The 16,775-nt window shown below is 52.7% G+C and carries 17 protein-coding genes and 1 tRNA gene; 16 read left to right on the top strand and 2 right to left on the bottom strand.

All coding sequences use genetic code 11. The features are described from left to right. The first annotated feature begins 57 nt into the window (after window positions 1-57). From tsaE to ftsH, 6 genes are all read left to right on the top strand, one after another. Entirely contained in the window at window positions 58-537 is a 480-nt protein-coding gene (gene tsaE / locus V8247_RS01775) for a tRNA (adenosine(37)-N6)-threonylcarbamoyltransferase complex ATPase subunit type 1 TsaE (protein ID WP_338738175.1), read from the top strand. Next, on the top strand, window positions 534-1,898 hold the full coding sequence (gene tsaB, locus V8247_RS01770) for a tRNA (adenosine(37)-N6)-threonylcarbamoyltransferase complex dimerization subunit type 1 TsaB (RefSeq protein ID WP_338738173.1): 1,365 nt from the start codon (window positions 534-536) through the stop codon (window positions 1,896-1,898). Before tsaE ends, tsaB begins: the two co-directional genes overlap by 4 nt. Continuing rightward, window positions 1,899-2,318: a nucleoside-diphosphate kinase gene (gene ndk / locus V8247_RS01765; RefSeq protein ID WP_338738171.1), complete on the top strand. Its 420-nt coding sequence runs from the start codon at window positions 1,899-1,901 to the stop codon at window positions 2,316-2,318. A gap of 104 nt (window positions 2,319-2,422) precedes the next feature. Further along, a complete protein-coding gene (locus V8247_RS01760) occupies window positions 2,423-3,316 on the top strand; it encodes a diacylglycerol kinase family protein (protein ID WP_338738168.1) in 894 nt (297 codons plus the stop codon). Between the two features lie 60 nt (window positions 3,317-3,376). After that, window positions 3,377-4,213, top strand: a complete 837-nt coding sequence (locus V8247_RS01755; protein WP_338738166.1) for a TIM barrel protein — start codon at window positions 3,377-3,379, stop codon at window positions 4,211-4,213. A gap of 93 nt (window positions 4,214-4,306) precedes the next feature. Then, window positions 4,307-6,265: an ATP-dependent zinc metalloprotease FtsH gene (gene ftsH, locus V8247_RS01750; RefSeq protein ID WP_338738163.1), complete on the top strand. Its 1,959-nt coding sequence runs from the start codon at window positions 4,307-4,309 to the stop codon at window positions 6,263-6,265. Between the two features lie 74 nt (window positions 6,266-6,339). Here the strand turns inward: ftsH and argC are convergent, their stop codons facing one another. Beyond that, complete coding sequence (gene argC / locus V8247_RS01745; protein WP_338738161.1) at window positions 6,340-7,359, bottom strand: N-acetyl-gamma-glutamyl-phosphate reductase; 1,020 nt, start codon at window positions 7,357-7,359, stop codon at window positions 6,340-6,342. A 107-nt stretch (window positions 7,360-7,466) separates the two neighbouring features. Here argC and V8247_RS01740 point away from each other — a divergent pair, with 107 nt between their 5' ends. The 3 genes from V8247_RS01740 to V8247_RS01730 are packed head-to-tail and all read left to right on the top strand — an operon-like array spanning window position 7,467 to window position 10,893. Beyond that, entirely contained in the window at window positions 7,467-9,164 is a 1,698-nt protein-coding gene (locus tag V8247_RS01740) for a cation:proton antiporter (protein WP_338738159.1), read from the top strand. 50 nt (window positions 9,165-9,214) lie between these two features. Beyond that, window positions 9,215-10,129: an ABC transporter ATP-binding protein gene (locus V8247_RS01735; RefSeq protein WP_338738157.1), complete on the top strand. Its 915-nt coding sequence runs from the start codon at window positions 9,215-9,217 to the stop codon at window positions 10,127-10,129. Beyond that, window positions 10,126-10,893, top strand: a complete 768-nt coding sequence (locus V8247_RS01730) for an ABC transporter permease (protein ID WP_338738155.1) — start codon at window positions 10,126-10,128, stop codon at window positions 10,891-10,893. Before V8247_RS01735 ends, V8247_RS01730 begins: the two co-directional genes overlap by 4 nt. A 35-nt stretch (window positions 10,894-10,928) precedes the next feature. Here the strand turns inward: V8247_RS01730 and rsfS are convergent, their stop codons facing one another. Then, window positions 10,929-11,294, bottom strand: coding sequence for a ribosome silencing factor (rsfS, locus tag V8247_RS01725; protein ID WP_338738153.1), 366 nt, complete (start codon window positions 11,292-11,294; stop codon window positions 10,929-10,931). Between the two features lie 68 nt (window positions 11,295-11,362). Here rsfS and V8247_RS01720 point away from each other — a divergent pair, with 68 nt between their 5' ends. From V8247_RS01720 to nadC, 7 genes are all read left to right on the top strand, one after another. Next, complete coding sequence (locus tag V8247_RS01720; RefSeq protein ID WP_338738151.1) at window positions 11,363-11,533, top strand: hypothetical protein; 171 nt, start codon at window positions 11,363-11,365, stop codon at window positions 11,531-11,533. Window positions 11,534-11,640: 107 nt separating this feature from the next. After that, a tRNA-Ser gene (locus V8247_RS01715) sits at window positions 11,641-11,729 on the top strand. A 154-nt stretch (window positions 11,730-11,883) separates the two neighbouring features. Continuing rightward, window positions 11,884-12,426: a hypothetical protein gene (locus tag V8247_RS01710; protein ID WP_338738149.1), complete on the top strand. Its 543-nt coding sequence runs from the start codon at window positions 11,884-11,886 to the stop codon at window positions 12,424-12,426. 209 nt (window positions 12,427-12,635) lie between these two features. Further along, window positions 12,636-13,889, top strand: a complete 1,254-nt coding sequence (gene miaB / locus V8247_RS01705) for a tRNA (N6-isopentenyl adenosine(37)-C2)-methylthiotransferase MiaB (RefSeq protein WP_338738147.1) — start codon at window positions 12,636-12,638, stop codon at window positions 13,887-13,889. A gap of 11 nt (window positions 13,890-13,900) precedes the next feature. Further along, window positions 13,901-14,182 (top strand): preprotein translocase subunit YajC, encoded by a 282-nt coding sequence (gene yajC, locus V8247_RS01700; RefSeq protein ID WP_338738145.1) that lies wholly within the window; start codon window positions 13,901-13,903, stop codon window positions 14,180-14,182. A 118-nt stretch (window positions 14,183-14,300) separates the two neighbouring features. After that, a complete protein-coding gene (gene nadB, locus V8247_RS01695) occupies window positions 14,301-15,875 on the top strand; it encodes an L-aspartate oxidase (protein ID WP_338738143.1) in 1,575 nt (524 codons plus the stop codon). A gap of 1 nt (window position 15,876) precedes the next feature. Beyond that, on the top strand, window positions 15,877-16,743 hold the full coding sequence (nadC, locus tag V8247_RS01690) for a carboxylating nicotinate-nucleotide diphosphorylase (protein WP_338738140.1): 867 nt from the start codon (window positions 15,877-15,879) through the stop codon (window positions 16,741-16,743). Window positions 16,744-16,775: the final 32 nt, after the last annotated feature.

Genomic DNA, 16,775 nt, shown 5'->3' with positions numbered 1-16,775 from the left:
GCGTGGTGGCTTTGACGCACAATTTATCGGAAATTTTTAACCCTTTGTATTGGCTTGATGGAATCACTGATTATTAATTTAGCCAAACCGGCTGATACCAGAAAGTTTGGCCGCTGTATCGGCCGGGTGCTGGCACCCGGCGATGTCCTGCTGATGTCCGGCCCACTGGGCGCCGGAAAGACAACTCTAACTCAGGGGATTGCCAAAGGACTGGGCATTAAATCCAGTGTCATGAGCCCTACATTTGTCCTCATGCGGGAGCTGCAGGGGCGGCTGAATCTGTATCATCTGGACCTTTACCGGTTGGATAATCTGTCGGAGGTTGCTGACCTGGGATTGGATGACTATTTTTACGGCGACGGTGTGACCATTGTGGAATGGGCTGACCGGGCCGCAGACATTTTGCCACCCGATCACCTGCGGGTTGAGATTGAATATGTTAATGACAACACCCGCACTGTGCGGCTGACGGCCTGCGGCGAACGCTATCAGGTGCTGTTGACGGAACTTGAGGCGCTGCGGAAAGGTGATGGATGACGATTATTCTGGCTATTGATGCTGCCACCTCCAGTGCCGGTTTGGCGTTGCTGCGGGACAAGGCAATGGTTGCTGAGGCCGGCTGGCTGACGCAGCATAATCAGACGGTGGAACTGTTACCGTGTTTGACCGGCCTGTTGCAACAGGCCGGCTTGACCCTGAATGACCTTGATGCTATCGCTGTCAGTCGGGGTCCGGGTAGTTACAATGGGGTCAGAGTTGGCATTGCAACCGCTAAAGGACTGGCCTTCGTTCTGAATAAACCGGTTTTAGGCGTCAGTACTCTGGAAGCCGAAGCCCGGCGCTTTCAGGAAACGGGGCATCCGGTATGGGCTATTCTGCCGTTGGGTCATGATTATGCTGTGGCTGCGGCCGGCAGTCTGGAAGGCGTATGGATTAAAACACTGGAAGAGCAGGCCGTCACGGCGGAGACGCTGTTGCAGACTTTACCACAGGGAGCGCTGGTCGCCGGTGAATTACCTGACCGGCTGGTGGAGTTATTCAGTATCTCCCGTCAGGATATTCAGATAATGTATGAAACCGGCCTCAGCCGGGCGGCGGCCTTGGGACTGCTGGGACTGGAACAATTACGCGCCGGCAACGGCATATCAGCCGCCTCGCTACAACCATTGTATCTGCGACGACCGCAAATCACGCCTTCAAAAAAGCCGCGAGATACCACCGGTTTGCCGGAGCGTGGTGTAATCTGGGATATGGATGGTGTTATAATTGACTCCGCCGATTTGCATTTTGAGTCCTGGCGGGATGCCCTGGGGCAACACGGTTTCAGGATGAACCGGGAACAGTTTGAGGCGACTTTTGGCCGGCGCAATGACGATATTATTAATTACATCGCCGGGTTTGCGGTGCCAGCTGAAAAGATCCGCCTTATCGGTGATGACAAGGAAGTCTCTTACCGCCAGATGGTGGCGGGACACGCCCGGTCATTTTCGGGCGTCATGGAACTTGTTCGGGAATTAAAAGAAAGCGGATTTAAACAGGCCGTTGCTTCTTCGGCGCCAGCGGCGAACATCGCACTGGTTCTTCAGGAACTGGGCCTAGCAGCATTTATTGAAGCGACAGTGGATGCCTCGCAGGTTGACCGGGGTAAACCTGACCCTGCGGTGTTTCTGAAAGCGGCCGAAAAGCTGGAATTGAAACCTCAGGACTGTTTGGTCATTGAGGATGCGGTAGCCGGAGTAATCGCCGCCCACCGAGCCGGGATGGCGGTTATTGCCGTCAGTAATACCCATCCGGCGGCTGCTTTGAATGAAGCGGATATGGTTACGGCTTCATTGGAAACGGTTGACGCCGCCACAGTGTTGGGAATCATTGATCGAAAAATAAAATTAGGAGCATAAATGGAAAAAATTCTGGTTCTGGTTAAACCCGATGGCGTGGAGAAAGGCAATACCGGTGCCATTCTGGCCCGGCTGGAAGCCACCGGCACCCGCCTTGTGGCGGCCCGGATGTTGAAAATATCCCGCGAAACCGCAGAGAAGCATTACGCCGTGCATCGGGAACGCCCCTTCTTTAACAGTGTTGTTGAATACATCACGTCCGGTCCGGTGGTGGCGGCAGTATTTGAAGGAAAAGATGTAATCTCGGTTATTCGTAGGGCGATGGGGGCCACCGATCCGGCCAAGGCAGAACCTGGTACCATTCGCAAAGATTTTGCCGAAAGCATTGAACGCAATGCTGTTCATGGTTCTGATTCACCCGAGACCGCTGAATATGAAATCTCTCTTTACTTCAAGCCGGAAGATATCCTGTCGTATTAACCCAATTGCCGATATTCGGGAGGGGTCATCCGGCCCCTCCCGACTGTTTCTAAAAGGGAGCAAGGTGTTCTGGACAACAGAGCGAGATGATCTGATGTGGGAATATGATGCTTGACACCTCCCGGCGTTATCTGGCGGTAGTCTCGCCGCGGGCCGGGGAGTTCCGGCCGGCAGTTTGCCGCTTGCTGGAAACAGAATTCCGGCGGGTTGGACACCGGTTGGAATTTCACTTTTTGGAGACTTTGCCCGGCTTGCAGATGGCCGTTGATCGGGCCATAGAAAGCGGATGTCGGGATTTTCTGGCGGTTGGTGGCGACGGAACGGTCAGCCGCCTCGCCAGCTGTTTGTACGGCAAACCTCACGCAGTGGGTATTATACCGGTGGGTACGGCTAACACTCTGGCCCGGGTATTGGGTATTTCTCTGAATTCGACCCGGGCAGCTCGTATCGCCGTAGCCAGACGCACTGTCACCGCTGTTGACGGTTTGATCGTCGGTGAGCAGCTATGTTTACTCAATGTGTCTGCCGGTATATCCTCTATGTCCCTTGACGGTCTGGATGCGGCCCAGAAGGCGGCAGCGGGCATGTTTTCCTATGTTATCGGGGCAGCCAAAGCGACCCTTAAAGTTGCTCCCTGTGATTATCAACTGACCATTGATGGTCAATCATCCACCATTCGGGGTGTAGAAATGCATGTCACCAACGTCGGAGTTATCGGTGTTCCCCAGTTTCACCTTTATGATAAATCCATTCTTGCCGATGGGCAGGTGGAAGTGCTGGGTATCACTCACTGGACACCCCGCAATATCGCAAACACCGCACTGGACATTGTACTACGCCGTAGGCGCCGAGCACTTCGGTTCATTGGCACCGCCGGCGTCAGTATCACAATTGATTGCTCCCAGCTGATGCCGGTTCAAGGTGACGGCGATATCATCGGTACCACGCCGGTAACCATCCGGATAGCCCCTCAGGCAGTCAACTTCATGTTACCCTGATTCTAGATTTTTTAACGGGACTGTTTGCCCCATTTTGCCGGGTAACCTATACTTGCAGCCATGCTTTATTTTGGTACCGCCGGTATTCCGGCCAGCACCAAGGGTACCGGTGATACCATTGCCGGACTCAGACAGGTCAAGGAATTGGGGCTGTCCGGCATGGAGATTGAGTTTGTCCGCAGTATCTACCTCCGGGACAATACCGCGCCGCCGGTGGCTTATATTGGTCAAAAACTTGGTCTTAAGCTATCCTGCCATGCCCCTTACTATTTGAATCTCAATGCCGCTGATGAGGTCAAACTGCGTAAATCCTCTGCCATGGTATTCAACGCCGCCCGGATTGCGGCGCTGGCTGGTGCCGGCAGTCTGGTCTTTCATGCCGGCTATTATCTCAAAGGCGAATCGGAAACGGTGTATCAGAATATCAAGAACCAACTGGAACTGGTGCTTTCCAAATTACGGGAAGAAGACATACAAATTACGCTCCGTCCGGAAATTGCCGGTAAAACCAGCCAGTTCGGAACGCTTTCGGAACTATTGCGGCTGTGTAAAGAGCTGCCGGGGACTGCCCCGGCCATTGATTTTGCCCATCTTCACGCCGTCACCGGCCGTTATAACAGTTATCCGGAATTCGCTGAAGTTCTTGCCCGGGTCGGCGAAGCACTCGGCAACGAAGCTGTCAATGATCTGCACCTACATGTTTCCGGCATTGAAGCCGGCAAGAGCGGCGAACGGCGGCACCTGAACCTGCCGGAAACGGATTACCGGTACGAAGAACTGCTCCAGGCGTTGGCTGACTTTAGAGCCGGCGGCATGCTTATCTGCGAAAGTCCTAATATTGAAGAAGATGCCTTGTTGCTGTACCGCACCTGGCGGGAGCTTGTGCCGTTGGATTGATCGGGGGCTGATTCTTTTGGGAAACCGCTTATTCTGGTATAATGGACATAACATTCCAACCACCTTTGCACCCAAATCTATTTTGAGGTAAAAATGAAATTTAATTGGCGCAGAACCACCATTGCCTATATCGTGATGCTTATTGTGAGTATCGCTGTGTTTACGTTTTTCCTGCCGTCTGCCAGCGAACAGCCGGTAGAAATCAGCCAGACCCAATTGGTTGAACTTTCACAGCAACATCAGATAGAGAAAATCTCTATTGACGGTGACCAGATTAACATCACTACCAATGAAGCAATCCCGCGGGAACTGTTCACCTACAAGGAAAGTCTGACTTCTATCTATGATATTCCTGGATTTGATCCCACTGGAATAGAAATATCACCGGTGGGCAATACCGGAATTGACTGGGGTGCGGTATTTATTAATTTTATCCCCATTCTGATTATCGGCGGTATCATCATTTTCTTGTTTTCGCAGGCGCGCGGTGCTAATTCTCAAGCCATGCAGTTCGGTCGTTCCCGGGCTAAGATGTTTAATGTAGATAAGCCGACTAACACCTTTAGTGATGTGGCCGGTGTGGATGAAGCCAAGCAAGAAGTTGAAGAAGTCGTTGAATTTCTAAAGTCACGCGAGAAATTTCAGGCGCTGGGGGCTCGTATACCCAAGGGTGTCCTGCTGATCGGTTATCCCGGTACTGGTAAAACTCTTTTGGCCCGCGCTATCGCAGGTGAAGCCGGGGTGCCTTTTTTCTCCATCTCAGGATCAGAGTTCGTGGAAATGTTTGTCGGCGTTGGCGCTTCCCGCGTCAGGGATTTGTTTAAGCAGGCTAAACTAAATGCTCCCTGCATTATTTTTATTGACGAAATAGATGCGGTGGGACGTCAGCGCGGTGCCGGACTCGGCGGCAGTCATGATGAACGTGAACAGACCCTTAACCAGATATTAGTGGAGATGGACGGTTTTGAATCCAACACCACGATTATTGTCATTGCGGCCACCAACCGCCCTGATGTTTTGGATCCGGCTCTATTACGCCCCGGTAGATTTGATCGGCGGGTCGTTCTGGATATGCCTGATTTAAACGGACGGCATCAGATATTACAGATTCATGCCAAGGGTAAACCACTTGCCGACAACGTCAATCTGGAAACCTTGGCCAAGCAAACTATCGGCTTTTCTGGCGCTGACCTGTCTAATCTGATGAATGAAGGTGCCATTCTGGCGGCGCGGGCTAGTAAAAAAGTCATTGAAATGAGTGACCTGGAAGAATCTATTGATCGGGTTATTGCCGGGCCGGAACGTAAAAACCGGAAGGTCAACCAGCACGAAAAAGAGATTACCGCTTATCACGAAGCAGGGCATGCCCTGGTAGCTCGGATGTTGCCTTCTGCTGACCCGGTACACAAAATTACTATTGTAGCCCGCGGCATGGCCGGCGGTTATACCAAACAACTGCCGTCCGAGGACCGCTATATCGCTACCAGATCTCAATTCGCTGCCAAGATTGCCATCTTCATGGGGGGGCGGTTAGCTGAGGAGATAGTATTTGACGAGATGTCCACCGGGGCTTCTCAGGACTTCAAGGAAGCTACCAACCTGGCTAAGAAAATGGTCACGTCATATGGTATGAGTGAAAAACTGGGCCCGCGGACCTTCGGCAGTAAGGAAGAAATGGTTTTCCTGGGCAAGGAAATTCATGAGCAGCGGGATTACGGTGAAAAAACGGCTGATCTTATTGACCAGGAGGTTGAGGCGTTGATTCAAGCTGGATATCAGCTGGCAAAAACCATACTGACCGATAACCGAGACCGTTTGCGTTATATTGCGGAACGCCTCGTGGCAGTGGAAACCCTGGAAGGGGAAGAATTGGAAAAACTCTTCACTGAACCGGTGCCGCCACCGGCAGAAAAAGATACTTCGGCTGTTGCCAGCGTAGAAAAACCTGAAAAGGTCGCTGAACCGGCCAAGACAAAGGCGAAAGCCAGGGCTAAAAACCGGCCGGCTGACCCTGACCCGGGTACAGCCGCTGCTCCGGCACCGGCAACCTAGCACGGAAAACCAATCTAAGATAAAAAGGCGCTGATTATTAATCAGCGCCTTTTTATTATATGGTGAAAATAGGTCTAAGGGTATTGCGCCAGCTTCGGTAAAGCAGCTTCCTCAGGCAGACCCAGCATCAAATTCATGTTTTGGATGGCCTGACCGGCGGCGCCCTTGATCAGGTTATCAATAGCGGACAACACAATCAACAAACCGCTGCGGCGGTCAATTACCGGGTGAATCAGGCACATGTTGGTGCCGCTGACATCCCGGGTGTGCGGTGGTGCCGGTGTTACTTCTACGAACTGTTCCTGCTCGTAAAACTGGTGGTAAATACCCCTGATTTCGGTGTCGGACACTGCGGTTTTCAATGGCGCGTAACAAGTCGCCAGGATGCCGCGCTTCATCGGTATCAGGTGTGGTGTAAAGGCTACGGCTTGTACCTTTGCGTCCAATGCTGTCAGTTCCTGAAAAATCTCCGGCTGGTGCCGGTGCGCGGTCAGGGCATAGGCTGAGATGTCTTCATTTGCTTCACAGTAATGACTTTTCAAACTTAAACTGCGTCCGGCACCGGATACTCCGCTCTTGGCATCAATGATGATGTTGCCGTCAATCAGGCCGGCTTTAAGCGCTGGTGCCAGTGCTAAAATTGAGGCCGTCGGGTAACAACCGGGATTAGCCGTAAGATTGGTTGTTTTTATAGATTCCCGATTAAGCTCCGGCAATCCATATATTGCTTTTGGTAAAAGTTCCGGAGCTGGATGTCGGAAGCCGTACCATTCCTCATACAGAGCGCTGTCTTTAAGCCGGAAATCAGCGCTGACGTCAATGACCTTAAGGCCTCGTTCCAGCAACGGCAGTATCTGTTCGGCGCTCTCCCGGTGCGGCAGGGCGGAAAACACCAGATCAACTTCACCGATTTCTGCGGCCACGGTCAACCCCAAGGCCGACAGATGCGGGAATACCTGTCCCAGCGGTTGTCCGGCGGTGCTTCGTCCGGTAACCGAAGTCAGTTCAACATCGGGGTGGGCGGCCAATAACCGCGCCAGCTCTACCCCGGCGTAACCGGTGACGTTGAGGATGCCGACTCTGGTTTTAGACATGATTCCCTAGTATATCACACCCGCCGGGCGGTGGTTAAAGCTGTAATCTAACCGTCTTAGACATGATTATGTTAAAATTGACCATCTTGAGGTAATCGGAGCCGCTCTTGGGCCATCTTGATTTTGGAGTAGAGATAATCATTGTGCTGGTAGCCGCAGTGCTTGGCGGTGTGCTGGCGCATCGGTTAAAACTGCCGGTTCTTCTTGGGTACCTGTTTGCCGGGATGCTGGTCAGTCCACACGGGCTTGGCCTGGTACAGGATACAGCAGCTATTGAGGCTATGGCCGGTATCGGGGTTATTCTCCTTTTATTTACCCTGGGACTGGAATTTTCTCTGGAAGAACTGCGGCGCATCGGCCCTGTGGCCATTCTCGGCGGGGCAGGCCAGATACTGCTCACAGCTGCTGCTGGCTTCGGTCTGGGTCAGTTATTAGGCTGGGGTGCCGCCGAATCCGTATTTTTCGGGTTTTTGGTATCTCTCAGTTCAACTCTGATTGTTTTGAAATTACTGATGGAGCGCGGCGAACTGGATACCACTCACGGTAGGATTATGACCGGTATTCTGCTGGTACAGGACCTTTCGCTGGTGCCCATGATGATTATTCTGCCGACCCTGGGTATTGAAGATGCCGACATCGGCCCGGCGCTTATCACCGCCGGTGGCAAGGCGCTGGCTTTTATCGCCGCGATGGCGGCGCTGGGGTTCTGGCTGCTGCCCCGGATACTGGAAAGAGTAGCGCGGGTTCGTTCCCGGGAATTATTTCTGATTACTGTCGTTTCGCTGTCGTTGGCTGCTGCTATTGCCGCGGAGTTTTTCGGTGTTTCAGCCGCGGTCGGAGCGTTTATCGCCGGCCTTTTGATCGGCCAGTCCAGTTTTGCCCGGCAGGCTCTGGCTGATATCGTCCCGTTCCGGGACGCCTTCGGCGCTCTGTTTTTCGTTTCGCTGGGTACGCTGGCTGATTTGTCGTTTATCTTTGATAATCCCATGTTGATTGCCGGAGTGGTGTTGTTTATTTTAGTAACGAAATTCTTTATCAGTGCAGCCGTGCCCTGGGTTTTTGGTTATAGTGCACGGACTTCCATGGCCACCGGTTTTGGTTTAAGTCAGATTGGAGAGTTCAGCTTTGTGCTGGCCGGGGTCGGGGTGGCTTCAGGGGTGCTGAGAGATTCAACTTATTCACTGACACTGGGTGCCGCTATCACCACCATGATTTTAACGCCGTTTCTGATCGGGTTAGGCAATAACCTGTACCATCGGCTGGAAAACACCTCATTAGGCCGGCGATTTTTCAATCAGAGGGGTGAAGTCACCAGCGTCCGTTCCATCAAGGAATTATCCGGGCATGCCGTAATTTGCGGACACGGCCGGTCGGCGGCCGCCCTGACGAAAGTGCTCAAGCGACGAAACCTGACTTATCTGGTCATTGAACTTGACCCCAAAAAGATTGCCGAATTGCGGCGCGAAGGCGTCCCCTGTATTTACGGCGATGCTTCAAATCCGGAAATACTGGCCCACGCCCAGTTGGAAAAAGCGAAATTGCTGGTGTGCACCTACCCCGGTTTCATGGATGTGGAGCTTACCGTTAAGAACGCTCGTAAACTTAATCCCCGGCTGGATATCGTGGCCCGGGTAGAACGTGATCGGGACGCGGAAATACTCAAGGACATCGGGGTTAATGAATTGGTCAGACCCCAGTTTGAAGCCAGTTTGGAAATCACCCGCCATGCTTTGCACCGCTACGGTGTTTCCGCCACTGAAATCCAGTACCTGCTCAACAGCCTGCGTCAGGGCACGATGAGCTAAAAATCGGGTCTGGTTTTGTGCCGGGCAGGTGCCGGTGATATTATTAACAAATGTCCGCCATTATTGAAATTTCTAATCTGACCAAACGGTTCAAGGATTTTACGGCGGTTGACGGCCTTTCCTTGGACATCATGGAAGGGGAGTGTTTCGGATTGCTGGGGCCTAATGGCGCCGGCAAGACCACTCTGGTCAAAATGCTGACCACTATTTCTCCGATAACCAGCGGCTCCATTAAGGTCATGGGTCTGGATTTGGCCAAAGAACCGCGGCGAATCAAAGCTTCTTTCGGCGTCGTACCTCAGGGCGACAATCTTGACCCGGAACTTTCGGTCATTGAAAACCTGACTTCTTTTGCCCGCTATTTTGAGATTCCGCGGGCGGAAGCGTTACGGCGCAGTCATGATGTACTGAGCCTTTTTAAACTGGAACACAAAGCCAACGGCCAGATCAAAACCTTATCCGGCGGGATGAAGCGCCGGTTGCTTTTGGCCCGCAGTCTGCTCAATAATCCCAAAATCATTATTCTGGATGAGCCGTCCGTGGGGTTGGACCCTCAGTCACGCAACCTGGTCTGGCAGAAGCTCAGAGAACTCCAGGAACGGGGCGTGACACTGCTGCTGACTACACAGAATATGGACGAAGCCGCGGTATTATCCGACCGGGTCGCGGTAATGTACCAGGGCCGGATTCTGGCGTTGGATACTCCCAAAGCAATGGTTTTACAGCATGTGGGCCAGGAAGTGGTGGAAATACTGCCTGAAGCCGCCGAGGCGGAACAGATGCTGGCAGACCTGAAGAAACGTGGTCTTGATGCAGAACCGGCGGAAAGCCTGATTCAGGTCTTTCATGCCGATGCCGGCAATCTATGCACTGACCTTACCACCCGGGGTTACCGGGCCTGGCAACGCCTGGGGACGCTGGAAGATGTATTCATGCGGCTCACCGGAAGGGCATTGGTAGAATGATTCGCCTGCCGACCTTCCGGGCCATTCATATGTGGCGGCGTAATCGTGACGTATTCTTGCGGTTATGGTGGTCATTGGCGCCGGCCTTTATGATTGAACCGGTGCTGTTATTGCTGGCGGTGGGATTGGGTTTTGGGGCTTATATGGGTGTCATTGATGGTACTGAATACATCAATTATATTGTGCCCGGGGTGTTGGCGGCTTATGCGATGACGACGGCAACTTTTGAATGTACTTACGGGGCTTATTTTCGTATGGAATATCGTCGGACTTACGATGCCATCATGGCGACTCCGCTGACCCTTGAAGATATCGTCAGCGGCGAAGTGCTCTGGGGGGCTACGCGCTCCATCATTACTGCCACCATTATTCTTTCGGTAGCCCTAATATTCGGTCTGCTGGATTCTTGGTGGGCCTTATTGATTCCAGCAGTGGCATTCATAGTGGGGTTGTTGTTTTCCAGTATGGCGATCGTATTTGTATCGTTCGCCTCGTCGGTTTACAGCTTTAACTACTATTTCACGCTGTTTATTGCCCCGATGAGTTTTTTCTCCGGCGCCTTTTTCCCGCTTGACCGGTTGCCGGCGGTTGTGTCTGACATCAGCCCGTTTCTGCCGTTAACGCCGTCGGTTAACCTGATGCGGTCTTTGGTGACCGGGGATTTTAACTCAACAACAGCAACATCGTTTCTGATAATTGCAGGCACGACGGTGGCTTTGTTTCTGCTGGCCTCAATGGTGATGCGGCGAAGGGTGATGGAATAGGGAAGTCGTTTAAAAAGGCGTCTTTGAATGAAACTTTATTGAAGCGCCAGTACCGTCTTGGCTTCAGGCCACAGGCGGTCAAAGTCAAAAAAGACCCGTTTTTGAGGTGTGAAGATGTGCAACATTACAGCACCGTAGTCCAGAATCAGCCAGTCAGCGTCCTGTCCGCTTATTTCGGAGAAAAGCGGTCTGATGTTTTCCTTCTTGAGTTTGTCAACGACGTCATCAAGTATCGCCCGAGCCAGACGCTGGTTGTCGGCTGACAGGGTCACCTGATAGTCGGTTATACTGGACAAACCGCGGACATCGGTAATGATGATATCCTCCGCTTGTTTTTCCATTGCGATGTCAGCGATACGCCGGGCCAGATCAATAGCTTCCAGAGTGTTTTCTCCTACCAATAGATTGGAGTTTAGTATATCATATTAACTGGCCTGCGCGTATCCGCAGTGAAAGGAGACAAAAAGTTATGGTATTAAGAAGTATTGGGCTTGGCCTTATTATAGCCTCCGTAGCCTCCATATTAGCCGGTATCCTTATCGGCGAAGGCATCACCCTGTATATCACCGGTGTGCTACTGGGACTGGTGGGTAACATTCTTAACTGGTTCGGTAACCGGCAGATCAACCAGCGCCGTTAACTCAACTCATGTCCGGCGTCGGTAAGTTGCCGGCTTGTGCCGATGCCGTCCGGCAGTTTGAGAGTCAGGCGGTTTCTGTGCTATATTTATTCTCCGAAACGTCTCGTGGAGGGATCGCATAGTGGTCTAGTGCGGGCGCCTGCTAAGTGCTTACCTCGGGTAACCGGGGTCGGGAGTTCGAATCTCCCTCCCTCCGCCGTTTATCTGGATATGTTACAAAATCAAACCGCGTCAGCGGTTTTTTGTTTTTTTGGTACTATTTTCTGCGCAAATCGGTACTAATGGGTAATTGCGCCTTCCCTTGAACGGAGTTAGGATATATACGGGAACAAAAATCTGGAGGCGTACCCGTGGAAAACAGTGAGAAAAGTGAAAAAAAGCCCGCCGGGGATATTGAACTGGCGGTACAAAATACCTTCCCTATGATTGATCAGATAGCTTCACAGGCCCGCGTTCAGGCTCAGCGCGCCAGTTCGCTGGCGATGCACGAATACCGTCGCAAACTTCAGGGCATCGTTCTGGATATGCAGGATAATGTTCGGGATGAAGGCGCCAAACTGGCTGAACAAATCCGCCAGGCGGTGCTGTTGCAGGCTGAGGAAAAAGCGCTGGATCTGGTGGATGACTTTATTCACGGCCGTCAGGCCGAAGCCGAAAGCCTGGCTCGTAACTTACTATTGCCGGATGAACAATTGGATAATGAGCCTCTGGAGCTGGAGGCAGCCCCGGCGCCGGTACCGGTGAACGAATTTCCGGTCGCTCAGGATGAGAGTGATCTGGTGACAGCCGAAACCAGGGCTAATGATGGGCCGTCCACCGGGGAGTTTTCAGAAACTGAAGCCGCTCCCAAAGGCGCGTTTGATTTCGCCAGCTTCATTTCCAAACCTCAGTAGTAATCCAGTTAACCACACTGGTTGTGCCTCTACCTGCCGCCTCTGTTTAGGGGCGGCAGGTTTTTTTGTTTTGGCTGACGTGTTACACCGGTTTATGTTAGATTATATTCCGTATTGATTATTCTGCGGCGGCGGTTAACGGATTTGCCCGCAATACCGCCCCAGCTTGAATAATAAATCCGTTATAGGACATTTTAAAAGGACATCCAATGCCCGAATATCATATATTTACCATCGGCTGCCAGATGAACCAGTCAGAAGCCGAAAGACTGGAAACAATTTTGGGGCGCAAGGGTTACTTTCCAGTGGACGAGCCTGATCAGGCGGATTTGGTGCTACTTATCAGTTGTGCCGTGCGGCAAAGTGCGGAGGAGCGTATAACCAACCGGCTGGCGATATTGAAAAAATTAAAGGCTCAGCGTCCGGCATTGAAAGTGGCTCTTACCGGCTGCATGGTCGGTGAAGACATTGCGGCAATGAAAAAACAGTATCCCATGGTGGACTATTTTTTCAACGCGGGAGCGCTGCCTGATTTTCTGGATGAAATACCTCAGGATACTTTACCCGAGAAACCCGACGTTTCAGTTTTGGTACCCATCGTCCAGGGTTGCGATAACTTTTGTTCCTACTGCATCGTGCCTTACCGTCGCGGCCGGGAAACCTCACGGCTTTTGGATGAACTGACGGCTGAAGTCAGGGAACTCGTGGCGCGTGGCGCCCGGGAAGTGACGCTGCTGGGACAGAATGTCAACGCGTATGGCCAGGGCTTGCCGGGTGAGCCTGACCTGGCTGACCTGCTGGCAGCGCTTAATGGCATTGAGGGATTACGGCGGTTGCGCTTTCTGACCAACCACCCCAAAGACATGAGCGACCGTTTAATTACGGCTATCGGCACCTTGAGCAAAGTCTGTCCTGCCATAAATCTGCCGGTTCAGGCTGGCGATGATGAGGTTTTAAGGCGGATGCGGCGGGGTTATACCTCGGCTGAATACCGGGCGCTGGTGGCCTGTATCCGCCGATCAGTACCTGATATTTCACTGACTACGGACGTTATTGTGGGGTTCCCCGGCGAGTCTGAGGCACAGTATCTCAACACCCGCAGACTGATTGAGGATTTACGTTTTGACGCCGTCCATTCCGCTGTATATTCGCCCCGACCCGGGACAGAGGCCGCCGAGAAATATGACGATGATGTGCCAGCGGCGGAAAAATCCCGCCGCCTGGCGGATTTAGAGGTTCTGCAGACGGGTATTGCTGAGGCCAATAATCAATCCATGGTGGGTACCGTTACCGAGGTGCTGGTGGAGAACGAAGCTAAGGGCAAGTGGCGGGGCCGTGAGAGACATGGTAAACTGGTGTTCTTTGAAAGCCGGTTGGCACTTAAAGGTCAATTGGTCAATATTAGAATTAACGCCGCCGGTCCGTGGTCGTTGCGAGGGGAATTGGTGACCGACGGCACTTAAGGAGACTTGATATGAATAATGAAACTTTGACGCTTTTAGGCTTCATGCTGCTGATGTTCGCCGGTTTTTATCTGTTGATTATTCGGCCGCAGCAAAAACGGCAGAAACAACAGCAGGATATGCTGGCGGATCTGAAAAGGGGCGATCGGATTGTCACTATCGGCGGCATATACGGCACTATTGAAGCCCTTGATGAAAAAACACTAGTCATCAAAACCGAGTCCGGTGCGTTGTTGCGCCTGGTCCGGGCTGGTGTCGCCATGAAACAGGAACAGGAAGAACCGGCTGCTTAGACATAATCATTGTTACGGGTTCGGTTTGCGCCGGGTGAGAAAATCCCAAGCAACAGAGTTCCGTGTTGAGTTCAGCTAACGTTCCCCCAGGTTGGCGGCAACTGATGCCGGGTATTAAATGGAGGCCGAATTGGCGGTGTACGACTATATTATTGTCGGTTCCGGCATTGCCGGTCTATACAGTTCCCTGCTCGCTTCCCGTCATGGCTCAGTACTCATTGTTACCAAAGGCACCATTGAAGAATGTAACACCCGCTATGCACAGGGCGGTATCGCCGCGGCCATAGGCGCCGGAGACTCCGCCGAACTTCATTTCAAAGACACAATGAATGCTGGCGCCGGCCTCAGTGAAGAGGCGGCAGTCAGGATTCTGGTTCGTGAGGCTGCGCTGGGAATCAAGGATTTGATTGAACTCGGCGTTCCCTTTGATACCGTTGAAGGTGAGGTCGCCCTCACGCTGGAAGCCGCCCATTCTATGCCTCGCATTCTTCATGCCGGTGGTGACGCAACGGGGCGGCATATTGAAGAGACGCTGTCAGCCGGAGTTAGGGCGGCGGGAATCCCGATTTTGGAACACTGCCTGGTAACCTCCATCAAGCAGATCGGCGGCCGTGTCTGCGGCGTTGAGACATTGTCAAGCTTAAATGGCGGGAGTGAACGCCAAGCTTATTCCTGCCGCTTCCTCATAATGGCTACCGGTGGTGCCGGGCAGCTGTTCAGTTTGACCACCAATCCGGATATCGCCACTGGAGACGGGGTGGCGCTGGCCTACCAGGCCGGCGCGGACATCAAGGATATGGAATTCTTTCAATTTCACCCCACCGCCTTAAAAATACCGGGTGCGCCGCCTTTTTTAATCTCCGAATCCGTCCGGGGCGAGGGCGGTCTGCTGAGGTCGGCAGATGGCCGGCGTTTTATGGCGGATTATACCCCTCAGGCAGAACTTGCGCCCCGGGATATCGTGTCGCGGGCGATTGTGTCTGAAATGAGCCGCACCGGCGCTGACCACGTTTATCTGGATGTGACTCATCTGCCTGCAACGCTGGTTCTTACGCGCTTTCCGCAAATATACCGGCATTGCCTGGCGAACAAACTGGATATCACCCGGGATTTAATTCCCGTTGCTCCGGCGGCCCACTATATGATCGGCGGCATCAGGGTGAATACCTGGGGCGCCAGTTCCCTGGCCGGGCTCTATGCTGCCGGAGAGGTCGCCTGCACTGGAGTCCACGGGGCCAACCGGTTGGCCTCAAACTCGTTGCTGGAGGTGCTGGTATTTGCCCGGCGGATTGTAAAGCATAGTACTGAAGCTGATTCAGAACCCCTGCCGCCGGCATCAGACAGCCGCCGACTTGCCGATATCGTGCCTCATAGGGTACTATCTTTACCCAACAGGGTAGACATTCAGGAATTATTATGGCAGTCAGCCGGTATCCTGCGGGATTGCATCGGGCTGGCCGAGGCGGCTGAAAAGCTGGGTGGTTGGGATGCGTTGGTTCAAAGATCAACTTTTAATAGTCGCGATGACTACGAACTGGCTAACCTGATTATTACCGGACGCCTGTTGGTGGAAGCCGCGTTATACCGGACTGAAAGCCGGGGCGCTCATTACCGGACGGATTATCCAGAACCGGACGGGCGCTGGCGACGGCATATAATCTTTAACACACATAAACAGGAAGGAAATATCTGACATGGGAACTCACAATCAAATTGAACGCATTATTGATATCGCACTGGAAGAGGATGTCGCCCGCGGTGACCGCACCACTGAACTGATTATTCCGGCAAACATGGGTGGCAGTGCAGCCATAATTGCCCGGGAGGACGCCGTTGTAGCCGGCGGCGAAATTGCCCGGATCGCTTTACTTAAAGTTGACCAGAGCCTTGAAGTCAAGATGGAAATTCAGGACGGTAATCCGGCCAAGGCCGGCGAGGTGGTCATGGTGATAACCGGCAGGGTAACCAGTATTCTTAAAGCCGAGAGAGTAATTTTGAACTTCCTCAGCCATCTCTCCGGTGTGGCTACGCTGACCGCTCGGTATGTTGAAAAGGTCAAGGACCTGGGGGTAAAGATCGGCGATACTCGCAAAACCCTGCCCGGACTGCGTCTGTTGGAGAAATACGCTGTTTATGCCGCCGGCGGACAAAATAACCGCCCGGACCTGGCCAGCGGTATCCTTATCAAAGACAATCACCTGGTGGCCATGGCTGCCAAGGGCATCAGCATCTCTGAAGGCATCGCCAAGGCCAAGGCCGGTGCTAACGGGATGAAAGTAGAAATAGAAGTCCAGAATTTGGAACAATTAAAACAGGCAGTTGACGGTAAACCCGATATCATCATGCTGGACAATATGAGTCTGGATGACATCCGGGAGGCCGTGAAAACAGTGCCGACGACCATCAGTCTTGAGGCATCGGGCGGTATCACTCTGGAGAATGTCAGAGAGGTCGCCGAGGCCGGTGTTGATTTGATTTCGGTCGGGGCGATTACTCATTCGGCACGAGGGGTGAATTTCAGTCTGGATTTTGTTACCGGCAGGCCCGCTGCTCAGGAATAATTTGCCTTTCCAGTAAAGAGATAAACCAGGGC

The organism is Dehalogenimonas sp. W (assembly GCF_037094495.1).
Taxonomy (GTDB): domain Bacteria; phylum Chloroflexota; class Dehalococcoidia; order Dehalococcoidales; family Dehalococcoidaceae; genus Dehalogenimonas; species Dehalogenimonas loeffleri.
Note: the sequence above shows the minus strand (reverse complement) of the source record. Positions and strands in the feature narration are given on the sequence as shown.

Excerpts from the sequence above, each read along its gene's own strand:
- V8247_RS01735 (WP_338738157.1), top strand. The coding sequence starts at position 9,215 with ATGTCCGCCATTATTGAAATTTCTAATCTGACCAAACGGTTCAAGGAT.
- V8247_RS01730 (WP_338738155.1), top strand. The coding sequence starts at position 10,126 with ATGATTCGCCTGCCGACCTTCCGGGCCATTCATATGTGGCGGCGTAAT.
- nadC (WP_338738140.1), top strand. The coding sequence starts at position 15,877 with ATGGGAACTCACAATCAAATTGAACGCATTATTGATATCGCACTGGAA.
- V8247_RS01720 (WP_338738151.1), top strand. The coding sequence starts at position 11,363 with ATGGTATTAAGAAGTATTGGGCTTGGCCTTATTATAGCCTCCGTAGCC.
- V8247_RS01760 (WP_338738168.1), top strand. The coding sequence starts at position 2,423 with ATGATGCTTGACACCTCCCGGCGTTATCTGGCGGTAGTCTCGCCGCGG.
- V8247_RS01755 (WP_338738166.1), top strand. The coding sequence starts at position 3,377 with ATGCTTTATTTTGGTACCGCCGGTATTCCGGCCAGCACCAAGGGTACC.
- miaB (WP_338738147.1), top strand. The coding sequence starts at position 12,636 with ATGCCCGAATATCATATATTTACCATCGGCTGCCAGATGAACCAGTCA.
- argC (WP_338738161.1), bottom strand. The coding sequence starts at position 7,359 with ATGTCTAAAACCAGAGTCGGCATCCTCAACGTCACCGGTTACGCCGGG.
- ndk (WP_338738171.1), top strand. The coding sequence starts at position 1,899 with ATGGAAAAAATTCTGGTTCTGGTTAAACCCGATGGCGTGGAGAAAGGC.
- tsaB (WP_338738173.1), top strand. The coding sequence starts at position 534 with ATGACGATTATTCTGGCTATTGATGCTGCCACCTCCAGTGCCGGTTTG.
- tsaE (WP_338738175.1), top strand. The coding sequence starts at position 58 with ATGGAATCACTGATTATTAATTTAGCCAAACCGGCTGATACCAGAAAG.
- nadB (WP_338738143.1), top strand. The coding sequence starts at position 14,301 with ATGGAGGCCGAATTGGCGGTGTACGACTATATTATTGTCGGTTCCGGC.
- ftsH (WP_338738163.1), top strand. The coding sequence starts at position 4,307 with ATGAAATTTAATTGGCGCAGAACCACCATTGCCTATATCGTGATGCTT.
- yajC (WP_338738145.1), top strand. The coding sequence starts at position 13,901 with ATGAATAATGAAACTTTGACGCTTTTAGGCTTCATGCTGCTGATGTTC.